10 protein-coding genes are annotated in these 12481 nt (G+C 73.9%); 8 read left to right on the forward strand and 2 right to left on the reverse strand.

The features are described from left to right. Nucleotides 1-123: 123 nt before the first annotated feature. Entirely contained in the window at nucleotides 124-1515 is a 1392-nt protein-coding gene (locus tag WAB15_RS29915) for a DEAD/DEAH box helicase (RefSeq protein ID WP_407288104.1), read from the forward strand. A gap of 40 nt (nucleotides 1516-1555) precedes the next feature. Here WAB15_RS29915 and WAB15_RS29920 read toward each other — a convergent pair whose 3' ends face one another. Next, nucleotides 1556-2551: a TAXI family TRAP transporter solute-binding subunit gene (locus WAB15_RS29920; protein ID WP_407288105.1), complete on the reverse strand. Its 996-nt coding sequence runs from the start codon at nucleotides 2549-2551 to the stop codon at nucleotides 1556-1558. 131 nt (nucleotides 2552-2682) lie between these two features. Between WAB15_RS29920 and miaB the strand changes: the two genes are divergently transcribed. Then, entirely contained in the window at nucleotides 2683-4218 is a 1536-nt protein-coding gene (miaB, locus tag WAB15_RS29925) for a tRNA (N6-isopentenyl adenosine(37)-C2)-methylthiotransferase MiaB (protein ID WP_407288106.1), read from the forward strand. A gap of 42 nt (nucleotides 4219-4260) precedes the next feature. Next, nucleotides 4261-4971 (forward strand): class III extradiol dioxygenase subunit B-like domain-containing protein, encoded by a 711-nt coding sequence (locus tag WAB15_RS29930; protein WP_407288107.1) that lies wholly within the window; start codon nucleotides 4261-4263, stop codon nucleotides 4969-4971. A gap of 87 nt (nucleotides 4972-5058) precedes the next feature. On the opposite strand, the gene WAB15_RS29935 is transcribed toward WAB15_RS29930, so the two are convergent. After that, nucleotides 5059-5505 (reverse strand): hypothetical protein, encoded by a 447-nt coding sequence (locus WAB15_RS29935; protein ID WP_399150064.1) that lies wholly within the window; start codon nucleotides 5503-5505, stop codon nucleotides 5059-5061. A 188-nt stretch (nucleotides 5506-5693) separates the two neighbouring features. Between WAB15_RS29935 and miaA the strand changes: the two genes are divergently transcribed. From miaA to WAB15_RS29960, 5 genes are all read left to right on the forward strand, one after another. Further along, complete coding sequence (gene miaA / locus WAB15_RS29940) at nucleotides 5694-6632, forward strand: tRNA (adenosine(37)-N6)-dimethylallyltransferase MiaA (protein ID WP_407288108.1); 939 nt, start codon at nucleotides 5694-5696, stop codon at nucleotides 6630-6632. A 108-nt stretch (nucleotides 6633-6740) separates the two neighbouring features. Next, nucleotides 6741-7265 (forward strand): hypothetical protein, encoded by a 525-nt coding sequence (locus tag WAB15_RS29945; RefSeq protein ID WP_399150123.1) that lies wholly within the window; start codon nucleotides 6741-6743, stop codon nucleotides 7263-7265. Nucleotides 7266-7377: 112 nt separating this feature from the next. Then, nucleotides 7378-8253 carry a diaminopimelate epimerase gene (dapF, locus tag WAB15_RS29950; RefSeq protein ID WP_399150066.1) on the forward strand — a complete coding sequence of 292 codons (876 nt, stop codon included), beginning with the start codon at nucleotides 7378-7380 and terminating at the stop codon, nucleotides 8251-8253. 195 nt (nucleotides 8254-8448) lie between these two features. After that, nucleotides 8449-10641 carry a RelA/SpoT family protein gene (locus WAB15_RS29955; RefSeq protein ID WP_407288109.1) on the forward strand — a complete coding sequence of 731 codons (2193 nt, stop codon included), beginning with the start codon at nucleotides 8449-8451 and terminating at the stop codon, nucleotides 10639-10641. A 156-nt stretch (nucleotides 10642-10797) separates the two neighbouring features. After that, nucleotides 10798-12348 (forward strand): M1 family metallopeptidase, encoded by a 1551-nt coding sequence (locus WAB15_RS29960; protein ID WP_407288110.1) that lies wholly within the window; start codon nucleotides 10798-10800, stop codon nucleotides 12346-12348. Nucleotides 12349-12481: the final 133 nt, after the last annotated feature.

Genomic DNA, 12481 nt, shown 5'->3' on the forward strand with positions numbered 1-12481 from the left:
CCGGTGCGGGCCCCGTCCCGTATGACGGCAGCGCATCCCCGTCCCCTCGGTCACCGAGTGCCGCCCCACGGGAGAGTGTGAGGCCGGCACGACCCCACCATCGCCTCCCCTGAAGGGTTTTCCGTGACACGAGCGACCGCATCGCGACCGAGCGCCACCCCCCAGACGCCCGCCCCGGCGTCCGCCCCCACGCCGGCCGGCTCCTTCGACGAGTTCCCGCTGGCACCGGCCCTCCTCACCGCGCTGCGCGCCCAGGGCGTCACCCGGCCGTTCCCCATCCAGGCCGCCACCCTCCCTGAGACCCTCGCCGGCCGCGATGTGCTCGGGCGCGGGCGGACCGGCTCCGGCAAGACCCTCGCCTTCGGGCTGGCGCTGCTCAGCCGTACGGCGGGCAAGCGCGCCGAGAGCAAGTGCCCGCTGGCGCTGGTGCTGGTGCCCACCCGCGAACTCGCCGGCCAGGTCACCGAGGCGCTCGCCCCGTACGCCGCGGCGCTGGGGCTGCGCACGGCCACCGTCGTCGGCGGCACCTCGATCAACCGCCAGGCCGACACGCTGCGCAAGGGCGCCGAGGTGCTCGTCGCCACCCCCGGCCGGCTCGCCGACCTGCTCGACCGGCGCGCCTGCCGGCTCGACAAGGTCGCCGTCACGGTCCTCGACGAGGCCGACCAGATGACCGACATGGGCTTTCTGCCGCAGGTCACCCGGCTGATGGAGAAGGTCGACCCGGACGGGCAGCGGATGCTGTTCTCCGCCACCTTGGACCGCAACGTCGACAAGCTCGTACGCCGCTTCCTGACCGACCCGGTCACCCACTCCGTGGACCCGTCGGCCGCGACCGTCACCACCATGGACCACCACGTGCTGTACGTGGAGGACGTCGACAAGCGCGCCACCGTCGCCGAGATCGCCGCCCGCGACGGACGCGTGATCATGTTCGTGCACACCAAGCGGGGTGCCGACCGGCTCACCAAGCACCTGCTCGCCCAGGGCGTGCGCGCCGCGGCGCTGCACGGCGGCAAGACCCAGCCGCAGCGCACCCGCACCCTGGAGCAGTTCCGCACCGGCCAGGCCGCCGCGCTGATCGCCACCAATGTCGCCGCCCGCGGCATCCACATCGACGGCCTCGACCTCGTGGTGAACGTCGATCCGCCGACCGAGGCCAAGGACTACCTGCACCGCGGCGGCCGGACCGCGCGGGCCGGCGAGTCCGGCACCGTCGTCACCCTGGTCACGCCGGGGGAGCGCCGTGAGATGACCCGGCTGATGCGCCAGGCGAAGATCACCCCGGCCACCGCGAAGGTCCGGCCCGGAGACGCCGAGCTGGCGCGGATCACCGGCGCGCGGACCCCGAGCGGCGTCCCGGTCCAGCTGGCCGCGCCGGCCCCGGCGCAGGGCCCGGGTGCCCGCACCGGGGCGAGTGGTGCGGGTGGCGGCAGCGGCAGCGGTGGCGGTCGCCGGCGCCGTCCCCGCCGCAGCAGGCCCGCGCGGCGCACCGCAGGGGCCCCGAGCGCCTGACGGCTGCGCGGGCCGCACGAGGCGGCGCCCGGGGCGGGTGTCAGGGTTTGACGGACACGTAATAGCGCCGGGCGCCCTCGTGCAGCCGCAGCGGATCGGTGAACACCGCCGTCCGCAGGTCCACCTTCTGCGCGGCGTGCACCTCGCGCCCGATCCAGTCCCGGCTGTCGATGACGGTCCGGGTGATCCCCTTGGTCAGGGTGGCGTCCGCGCGGTCCGTGGTGACCAGCAGGTTCGCCACCGCGATCGTCTTCACCGCCTGCCCGTCCTGGACGCGCGGATAGGCGTCGGCGGGCATCACCGCCGCGCGGTAGTAGCGGGTGCGCTCCCCCTGCCGGTGCAGCCCCTCGGTCAGATCACCGAGCTGGACCAGCCGGATGGGGAACCGCTGCGCGAGCAGCTGCACCGCCGTCGTCGGCAGCCCGCCCGACCAGAAGAAGGCGTCCAGCTTGCCCTGCTCCAGCAGCTTCGGCATCCGGTCGATGCCCACCCGCACCGGCGTGATGTCCTTGTCGAAGTCCAGCCCGGCCGCGGTCAGCAGCCGCCGGGTGATCAGCTGTACGCCGGAGCCGTCGGCGCCCACGCCCACCCGCAGCCGCCGCAGGTCCTTCGTCGAGCGCACCGCGGACTTCTTCGGCACCACCAGCTGTATGTAGTCGTCGTACAGCCGCGCACAGGCCCGCAGCCGGTCCGCGCCGGGCTCGCCCCGGCCGCGGTAGGTGGCGACCGCGTCCGCCGTCGCGATGGTGAACTGCGCGCGCCCGGCGACCAGCTGCCGCAGATTGTCGATCGACCCCTCGCTGCGGGCCAGCCGGACATCCACCTCCGGCATGTCGTGGGCCAGATCCTGCTTCAGCAGCTCCCCATAGCGCGCGTACACCCCGGTCGGCACGCCCGTCGCCAGCGTCACCCGCCCGCCCGGAGTGGGCTCGCCGCCCATCGACACCAGCCACCACAGCGCCGGTCCGAGGGCGACCAGCGCCGCGATCGCCGCCACCAGGGCCCGGCGGCCGGTACGGGAGAGTGCTGTGAACATGGGCGGGATCCTGCCAGCCGCGCGGCGTTATGGGGAGGGGCGGGCCGGTTTCCAAAGGGTCACCGCCGGCCGTGCCGGACCTCCGGGCCGCCCGGGACCGGGGTACTCCCGGCACCGCCTACCCTTGTCGTATGACCAGCAGTGACCGGAGCCAGGCAGTGGACGTTCAGGAACCCAAGAGCTACGAAATCCGCACCTACGGGTGCCAGATGAACGTCCACGACTCCGAGCGGCTCTCCGGGCTGCTGGAGGAGGCCGGGTACGTACCGGCGCCCAAGGGCGGCGAGGGCGCCGACGTCGTCGTCTTCAACACCTGCGCGGTGCGGGAGAACGCCGACAACCGCCTCTACGGCAACCTCGGGCAGCTCGCCCCGAAGAAGGCCGCGCGCCCCGGCATGCAGATCGCCGTGGGCGGCTGCCTCGCCCAGAAGGACCGCGACACCATCGTCAAGAAGGCCCCCTGGGTCGACGTGGTCTTCGGGACCCACAACATCGGCAAGCTGCCGGTCCTGCTGGAGCGCGCCCGCGTCCAGGAGGAGGCGCAGGTCGAGATCGCCGAGTCGCTGGAGGCGTTCCCCTCGACCCTGCCCACCCGCCGCGAGAGCGCGTACGCGGCCTGGGTCTCCATCTCGGTCGGCTGCAACAACACCTGCACCTTCTGTATCGTCCCGGCGCTGCGCGGCAAGGAGAAGGACCGCCGGCCCGGCGACATCCTCGCCGAGGTCGAGGCCCTGGTCGCCGAGGGCGTCAGCGAGATCACCCTGCTCGGCCAGAACGTCAACGCCTACGGCTCCGACATCGGCGACCGCGAGGCCTTCAGCAAGCTGCTGCGCGCCTGCGGCTCCATCGAGGGCCTGGAGCGGGTCCGCTTCACCTCGCCGCACCCGCGCGACTTCACCGACGACGTGATCGCCGCCATGGCCGAGACGCCCAACGTGATGCACCAGCTGCACATGCCGCTGCAGTCCGGCTCCGACCGCGTCCTGAAAGCCATGCGCCGCTCGTACCGCCAGGAGCGCTTCCTCGGCATCATCGACAAGGTGCGCGCCGCGATGCCGGACGCCGCGATCTCGACGGACATCATCGTCGGCTTCCCGGGCGAGACCGAGGAGGACTTCGAGCAGACCCTGCACACGGTCCGCGAGTCCCGCTTCGCGCAGGCCTTCACCTTCCAGTACTCCAAGCGCCCCGGAACCCCCGCGGCCGACATGGAGGGCCAGATCCCCAAGGCCGTCGTCCAGGAGCGCTACGAGCGCCTGGTCGCCCTCCAGGAGGAGATCTCCTGGGAGGAGAACAAGAAGCAGGTCGGACGCACGCTGGAGGTCCTGGTCGCCGAGGGCGAGGGCCGCAAGGACGACGCCACGCGCCGGCTGTCGGGCCGGGCGCCCGACAACCGCCTGGTGCACTTCACCCGTCCCGAGGAGCCGGTCCGGCCCGGCGACGTGGTGACCGTCGAGGTCACCTACGCCGCGCCGCACCACCTCCTGGCGGAGGGCCCGGCCAAGGCCGTCCGCCGCACCCGGGCCGGTGACGCCTGGGAGAAGCGACACGTCGGTACGACAAAGGGGGCCCCCGCCGAGAAGCCCAAGGGCGTGCTGCTGGGCCTGCCCACCATCGGAGCCCCGGTGCCCGGCCCCGCACCCGCGGCCGGCTGCGGCTGCGACTGACCCGGCGAAGGCGAACGGCCTGGGGGCGTTACGCTGCGTGGCATGCTCGTAGCCGCCGCCATCTGCCCCTGCCCGCCCCTGCTCGTCCCGGAGGTGGCCGCCGGCGCCGCACCCGAGCTGGACGCGCTGCGCGCCTCCTGCCTGGACGCGATCGGTGTGCTGGCGGCGGCCCGCCCGGACCGGCTGGTGGTCCTCGGCCCCGCGGAGGAGACCGGCCGTGGCCCGCACCCGCAGGGCGCTGTCGGCTCCTTCCAGGGCTTCGGCGTGGACCTCCAGGTCTCCCTGGGAGCCGCCGAGCGCGCGCCCGAGGGGGAGCTCCCGCCGTCGCTGGCCGTCGGCGCCTGGCTGCTGTCCCGTACGGACTGGGACGACGCGCCCGTCGAGGGGCTGGGAGTGGGGGAGTCGCTGTCCCCTGAGCGGTGCCTGGCGGCCGGCCGGGACATCGCCGCCGCCGCGCCCCGGGTGGCGCTGCTGGTGATGGGCGACGGCAGCTCCTGCCGGACGGTGAAGGCGCCCGGCTACTTCGACGAGCGGGCCGAGGGCTTCGACGCCGCGGCGGGCCGCGCCCTGGGGACCGCCGACCTCCCCGCGCTGACCGTGCTCGACGCGGCGCTGGGTGCCGCCCTGCAGGCGTCCGGACGGTCCTCCTGGCAGGTCCTGGCGGGCGCCGCCGAGGGGGCGGGCCTGACCGGCCGCCTGCTGCGCGAGGAGGCCCCGTACGGCGTGGGCTACTTCGTCGCCACCTGGTCGTAGCCGCCGACGCCCCGCGGACACGACGGCGGCCGCGGGGTCGAGCCACCCCGCGGCCGCTGTGCCGGGCCCGCTCCGGGACCGGCGGGTCTACTGCCGCGCGCCCTCGCCGGACTCCCGGTCCGCCACGGCCTGTGCCGACTGCTGCCGGGGGATCCCGGCGCTCTCGGCGGCCTTCTCGGCGCGGGGCTCGCCGTCGCCGGCGGCCTCGGGGCCGTCCTCGGGGGCCGCGTCCCCGGTCGTGTCACCGGAAGCCTCCGGAGCCGCATCCTGGGCCGCATCTCCGGCTTCCGCCGTGGCCGCCGCGTCCTGCGAGGCTTCGCCGCCACCCGGGGCCTCCTCGGCCTCCTCGGTCTGCCCGGCCTGCTCGGCGCCCTCGGTGCCCCCGGCGTCCGCGGCCTCCTCGGCGTTCGTGGCGTTCTCGGCGTCCGCCGAAGCGGCCGACTCCGCCGGCTCCTCCGCCTCGGCCGTCACCACCGCAGCGGCAGCCTCCTCCGTCGATGCTTCGGACTTGCGGCGGCGAAACCGCGAAAACACGCCCATAACTGCTCCTACGCTCTTCATGTCGGGCGAAATCCCAGGCCGCCCGGAGCGGACCGTTGTGCCGCCCGCGGGCGCCGGTGCTGCACCGGCTCTCGGGACCTCGCAACAGGCAACGACCCTCATCGGTGGCCCGTCACGTCGCTCGTTCGAGATGGGGGCGTGATGTTTGCGAGACTGACGGGGTGAACACCGCCGTTCCCGCTCCGCGGGTCATCGCCGTCGTCGGCCCCACCGCGGCCGGAAAGTCCGATCTGGGCGTCGCGCTCGCACAACATGTGGGCGGCGAGGTCATCAACGCCGACTCCATGCAGCTCTACCGGGGCATGGACATCGGCACCGCCAAACTCACGCCCGAGGAGCAGCAGGGCGTACCGCACCGCCTCCTGGACATCTGGGACGTCACCCGCGCCGCCAGCGTCGCCGAGTACCAGCGGCTGGCCCGCGCCGAGATAGACCGGCTGCTCGCCCAGGGCCGCACCCCGGTCCTGGTAGGCGGCTCCGGCCTGTACGTACGCGGCGCCATCGACGCCCTGGAGTTCCCCGGCACCGACCCGGAGGTGCGCGCCAGGCTGGAGGCCGAACTGGCCGAACGGGGCAGCGGCGCCCTGCACGCCCGCCTGGCCGCCGCCGACCCCGAGGCCGGCCGCGCGATCCTGGCCAGCAACGGCCGCCGCATCGTGCGCGCCCTGGAGGTCATCGAGATCACCGGCCGCCCCTTCACCGCCAATCTCCCCGGCCACGACTCGGTCTACGACACCCTGCAGATCGGCGTCGACGTCGAGCGCCCCGAGCTGGACGAGCGGATCGCGCGGCGGGTCGACCGGATGTGGGAGGCGGGCCTGGTCGATGAGGTGCGCCGCCTGGAGGCCGAGGGGCTGCGCGAGGGCCTCACGGCGTCCCGGGCGCTGGGCTACCAGCAGGTGCTCGCCCAGCTGGCGGGGGAGTGCACCGAGCAGGAGGCGCGCGACGAGACGGTGCGCGCGACCAAGCGCTTCGCGCGCCGTCAGGACTCGTGGTTCCGCCGGGACCCCCGGGTCCACTGGCTCAGCGGCGCGGCCGACCACCGCGCGGAACTTCCCCGGCGGGCCCTGGCGTTGCTCGAACGACCGGTCACAGCCTGATCACGTCATGGCATCGGGACGCTCCGGCCGTCATCCGGGCCGCTGAGGGCGTGTCATCATCGACCTTCGATCGAGGCGTGCAGTCTGCAGTGGGGAGGGCGCGTGGCAATGGAGGCCGGCCCTCGCAACAGAGCACAGCAGTCGGACGACGACGCTGACACGGCACGGCTCGCCGACGACGGCCCGGACGCCCAGGACGCCCTGTCCGGCGGTGTCGGCCCGCTCACCGACCCGGACGCCCTGGACGACTCCGACGGCCCGGACGCCGGCGCCGACGGGCCCGGTGAGGGTGGCGAGTCCTTCCGGGAGCTGCGCCCGCCGCGCCGGCTGCGCCTGTGGCAGCTCGCGCCGATCGTCGGGCTCGGAGCCGTCGGCTCGCTGATGTTCGCCTTCCCGCTCGCCTTCGAGTTCGGCGGTGACGGCGGCGCGGTGATCGCGATGCTCGGCCTGCTGCTGTGCTGCTGCGCCGCCGGCTGGGGCATGATGGCGGCCCGCCGCATCGGTCACACCTGGCCCGGCCTCCCGGCGCGCGGCTCCGGCCGCCGCGCCGACTGGCGCGTGGTCCTCCTGTACGCCCTGGTGGTGGCCATCCCGGCCGCGCTCGCCATCTTGCGCGTGGCCCGACTGCGCTGAGCGGCCGCGGCACGCGCGCGGCTCCCGCCGAGCCCGGTCCCGTCCCCCTCTGAGACGCCGCTCTCCCCGCCCCGTCAGGCCGTTCCCCCCGTCACCCCCGTACCATGCAGGAGTGACCAGCACCGAGCGCATCGCCTTCCTCAAGGGCCACGGCACCGAGAACGACTTCGTGATCGTCCCCGACCCGGACGGTCGCCTCGATCTGCCCGCGACCGCCGTCGCCCGGATCTGCGACCGGCGGGCCGGGCTCGGCGGCGACGGGCTGCTGCGCGTCGTACGGTCCGCCGCGCATCCGGAGGCGCGCGCCCAGGCCGACGAGGCCGAGTGGTTCATGGACTACCGCAACGGCGACGGCTCGATCGCCGAGATGTGCGGCAACGGCACCCGGGTCTTCGCGCGCTATCTGCTGCACGCCGGTCTGGTCGATGCCGGCGACCTCGCCATCGCCACCCGCGCCGGCGTACGCCGCGTGCACGTCGCCAAGACCGGCGACGTCACGGTCTCCATGGGCCGCGCCGCGCTGCCCGAGGAGGGCGTCGTGGTCAGCCTCGGCGGCCGCAGCTGGCCGGCCCGCAACGTGAACATGGGCAATCCGCACGCCGTCGCGTTCGTCGAGGATCTGGCGCACGCCGGTGACCTGCTGGCCGTACCGCCGTTCAGCCCAGCGGCGGTTTATCCCGACGGCGTCAACATCGAGTTCGTCGTCGACCGCGGCCCGCGCCATGTGGCGATGCGGGTCCACGAGCGCGGCTCGGGCGAGACCCGCTCCTGCGGCACCGGCGCCTGCGCGGTCGCCGTCGCCACCGCCCGCAGGGACGGTCTGGACCCGGCGCGGACCGGCACGCCCGTCACGTACACGGTCGACGTGCTCGGCGGCAGCCTGGCGATCACCGAGCTGCCCGACGGCACGGTCGAGATGACCGGACCGGCCGAGATCGTCGCCGAGGGCACCTTCGAGCCCGGCTGGTTGACCGCCGCGCTCGCCTGACGGGACCGGAACGGATCCGGCCCGACCACCCCCACCCGCAACGGTTCCAGCCAAAAGATTCGCTCGAACGGGTGATCCGTATCACTCTGAGCGAGAGGTGGACAGCGCTGCGTGATGGGCTCGATAGCATCAAGCACCGGCCCGGGCGCCCGAACTGACGAGTCCGGCCGCCGGTCGACGCTGCCGGAGGTGCCCATGAGCGCAGAGGCCACTGACCCTGGTAACGCTGGAGCCGCGGGCCGCAGGCGCGGCCGTCGCCGACTGGAACTCAGAGGGCTGCGCCGCATCGGCCGGGCCGCGCTGCTCGGCCCGGCCCCGCGCGACGGCCTCCCGCACGCCCTCGAGCACGTCGCCCAGGTGCATCGCGGCCATCACCCCGACGCCGACCTGGACATCCTCACCAAGGCCTATCAGCTCGCCGAGTCCTCGCACCGCGGCCAACTCCGCAAGAGCGGCGAGCCGTACATCACCCACCCGCTGGCGGTGACCCTGATCCTCGCCCAACTGGGCGCGGAGACCACCACGTTGACCGCCTCCCTGCTCCACGACACCGTCGAGGACACGGAGGTGACGCTCGATCAGGTGCGGGAACGGTTCGGCGCCGAGGTCAGTTACCTCGTCGACGGCGTCACCAAGTTGGAGAAGGTCGACTACGGCGCGGCCGCCGAGCCGGAGACCTTCCGCAAGATGCTGGTGGCGACCGGCAACGACGTCCGGGTGATGTCCATCAAGCTCGCCGACCGGCTGCACAACATGCGCACCCTCGGGGTGATGCGGCCCGAGAAGCAGGCCCGGATCGCCAAGGTGACCCGCGATGTGCTGATCCCGCTCGCCGAGCGCCTCGGCGTCCAGGCGCTCAAGGCCGAGCTGGAGGACCTGGTCTTCGCGATCCTGCACCCGGAGGGGTACTCCACCACCCGGGCCCTGGTACGGGAGTACGCCACTCGGCCCGATCCGCTCGCCGCCATCGCGCAGCGGGTGCGTACGGTCCTTGCCGAGGCCGGCATCGACGCCGAAGTCCTCGTCCGGGCACGGCACTTGGTCTCCGTGCACCGCGTCCGGCTGACGCGCCACGAACTGACGGGCGCGGACCTGGGGCGGCTGCTGGTGCTCGTGGCGGAGGACGCGGACTGCTATGCCGTCCTGGGGGAGCTGCACACCTGCTTCACCCCGGTCGTCTCCGAGTTCAAGGACTTCATCGCGGCGCCGAAGTTCAACCTCTACCAGTCGCTGCACACCGCCGTCACCGGCCCGTCCGGGGAGATCGCCGAGGCGCTGATCCGCACCCACCAGATGCACCGGGTCGCCGAGGCCGGGGTGATCGCACTGGGCAATCCGTACGCCCCCACCGACGGCGCGGACGCCCCCGAGGGTGAGCGCGCCGACCCGACCCGCCCGGGGTGGCTCTCCCGGCTGCTGGAGTGGCAGCGCACCACCCCCGACCCGGACACGTTCTGGACCTCACTGCGCGACGACCTCGCCCAGGACCGGGAGATCACGGTCTTCTGCGCCGACGCCGATACGGGCCGCGCCGCGGGTTCGCCCGGAGCCGGGGGCGGCGCCATCGGCCTGCCCGCCGGGGCGAGTTGTGTGGACGCGGCGTACGAGCGGCACGGGGAGGCGGCGCACTGCTGTATCGGCGCCCGCGTCAACGGCCGGCTCGCCACGCTCGCCACGGTCCTGCACGACGGCGACAGCCTGCAGCTGCTGATGGCCCCGGACTCCGCGGCCGGCCCCTCGCCCGAATGGCTCGACCACGCCCGTACCCCCGCCGCCCGGCTGGCCATCGCCCGGTGGCTCGCCGGAGAGCGGCAACCGGGTGCCCGTCCGGCGGCCCCCGCCGCGGAGCCCCCCGCCGGCCGCCCCGCCGCCGGCCCGGACCGCTCCGAGGCGGCCCAGGCCACCCCCGGCTCGGTCCTGGCGGTGGCGGACCTGCCCGGTGCCGCGGTCCGGCTGGCCGGCTGCTGTACCCCGGTGCCGCCGGACACCGTCACCGGATTCGCCGTACGCGGCGGCACGGTCACCGTCCACCGCGCCCTGTGCCCCGTGGTGGCCCGGATGGCGGCCACCGGCCGTCAGCCGGTCAAGGTGCGCTGGCGGGGCGCCGGCCAGGGCGGCCACGGCTGCCGGGTCACCCTGCTGGCCGAGGCCTTCAGCCGGCCGCACCTCCTCGCCGACCTCACCGAAGCGATCGCCTCCCAGGGCGCCGCGGTGGTGTCGGCCGCCGTCGAACCCCCGCACGAGCAGCGGGTCCGCCATACGTACACGCTCCATCTGCCCAACGCCGCCGGCCTGCCGTCCCTGATGCGGGCCATGCGCCAAGTGCCCGGCGTCTTCGACGTGTTGCGGGCCGGCCGCACCCGCCAGGCCGCCGCCCTGCGCCCCTGAACCCCCACCGCCCGCCCGGCGACCGGCCGCAGGGAACGCGCCCTGGGGTCCGCCCCCTCGGACAGACCCTAAGACGGACGCACGATCCGCCGCCCGTTCGGGTGTCGTTTGCCGCCTTGCCCGCGGCGGAGGCGGCCGCGTTGGTAGCCGTAGTTCATGTCCCTTGACTCGCGTCGACCGTCCGCCGACTCCGACCGCCCCCTGCCCCCCGCCCCGAGCGGCCGGGTCCGCTGGACCGGCCGCCGGGCCGCCGCCCTGGGGCTGGCCGCCGTCGCCACCCTCGGCGCGGCCGCGCCGCAGCCCTTGGGGCCGCAGGGCCTGGGCGACCGGCTCTTCCCCACGCTCGGCAACACCGGCTACGACGTCACGTCCTACGACGTCACCCTGGACTACTCGGGCCGCAACGACCAGCCGCTGAAGGCCACCACCGAGATCACCGCCCAGGTCACCACCGAGCTCGACCACCTCAACCTCGACTTCGCCCGTGGCGCCGTGAGCGACGTGAAGATCGACGGGAAGCCCGCCCAGCACGAGCAGCACGGTGAGGACCTCGTGCTCACCCCGGCCTCCCACATGTCCCGGGGCCAGCAGGTGAAGATCGCCATCCAGCACACCAGCGACCCGCGTGGCAAGAGCGACGGGGGCTGGATCCGCACCTCCGACGGGCTGGCGATGGCCAACCAGGCGGACGCCGCGCACCGCGTCTTCCCCTGCAACGACCACCCCTCCGACAAGGCGCTCTTCACCTTCCACATCACCGCGCCCCAGGAGCTGACCGCCGTCGCCAACGGACTGCCGGAGGGCTCGACCCGCCGGGCGGCGCGGCGCACCTGGACCTATCGCACGGGCCACCCGATGGCCACCGAGCTGGCGCAGGTCTCCATCGGGAAGTCCAGCGTGCTGCTGCGGCACGGGCCGCACGGCCTGCCGATCCGCGACGTCGTACCGACCGCGGACCGGCACCAGCTGGAAAAGTGGCTGGTCAAGACCCCGAACCATGTCTCCTGGATGGAGCGCAAGCTCGGCCCCTACCCCTTCGAGGCCTACGGGGTGCTGATCGCCGACGCCCAGACCGGCTTCGAGCTGGAGACCCAGACCCTCTCGCTCTTCGAGAAGGGCCTGTTCACCAACGGGCAGCTGCCCTCGTGGTACGTCGAGTCGGTGATGGTGCACGAGCTGGCCCACCAGTGGTTCGGCAACAGCGTCAGCCCGCGGCGCTGGTCCGACGTCTGGCTCAACGAGGCGCACGCCACCTGGTACGAGGCCCTCTACGCGCAGGAGAAGGGCGGCCGGATCTCCCTGGACAGCCGTATGCGCAGCGCCTACGAGCAGTCCAACGGCTGGCGCGCCGAGGGCGGGCCGCCCGCCGCGCCCAAGGCCCCCAGCCCCGGCGAGAAGATCAGCCTCTTCCGCCCGGTGGTCTACGACGGCAGCGCACTGGTCCTGTACGCCCTGCGGCAGAAGATCGGCACCGCCGCCTTCGACCGCCTCGAACGCGCGTGGGTGACCCAGAACCGCGACGGCGTGGCCGACTCCGCCGACTTCATCGCGCTGTCCTCCAAGATCTCCGGACAGGACCTCGCGAGCTTCTTCCACGGATGGCTCTACGGCGAGCACACGCCCCCGATGCCCGGCCACCAGGAGTGGCGACCGAAGAAGGCGACCGGGAACGCCGGAAAGCCCGCAAGGCCCGGAAAACCCGCGTGACGGCCCTCCCGGGCCCGTGGGACCATCTTCGGGTCGACGACGACCGGCCCGGGAATCTCCGGGACGGCTCGTACGTTGACACCAGCGACAGTCCCGGTGGGACCGGCCGGTCCCCCTGAGGGCTTCCCAACGA

Origin of the sequence: Streptomyces sirii, from assembly GCF_045690365.1 — a bacterium.
Taxonomy (GTDB): Bacteria; Actinomycetota; Actinomycetes; order Streptomycetales; family Streptomycetaceae; genus Streptomyces; species Streptomyces sirii.

Excerpts from the sequence above, each read along its gene's own strand:
- WAB15_RS29920 (WP_407288105.1), bottom strand. The coding sequence starts at position 2,551 with ATGTTCACAGCACTCTCCCGTACCGGCCGCCGGGCCCTGGTGGCGGCG.
- WAB15_RS29955 (WP_407288109.1), top strand. The coding sequence starts at position 8,449 with ATGAGCGCAGAGGCCACTGACCCTGGTAACGCTGGAGCCGCGGGCCGC.
- WAB15_RS29960 (WP_407288110.1), top strand. The coding sequence starts at position 10,798 with ATGTCCCTTGACTCGCGTCGACCGTCCGCCGACTCCGACCGCCCCCTG.
- miaB (WP_407288106.1), top strand. The coding sequence starts at position 2,683 with ATGACCAGCAGTGACCGGAGCCAGGCAGTGGACGTTCAGGAACCCAAG.
- WAB15_RS29945 (WP_399150123.1), top strand. The coding sequence starts at position 6,741 with ATGGAGGCCGGCCCTCGCAACAGAGCACAGCAGTCGGACGACGACGCT.
- WAB15_RS29930 (WP_407288107.1), top strand. The coding sequence starts at position 4,261 with ATGCTCGTAGCCGCCGCCATCTGCCCCTGCCCGCCCCTGCTCGTCCCG.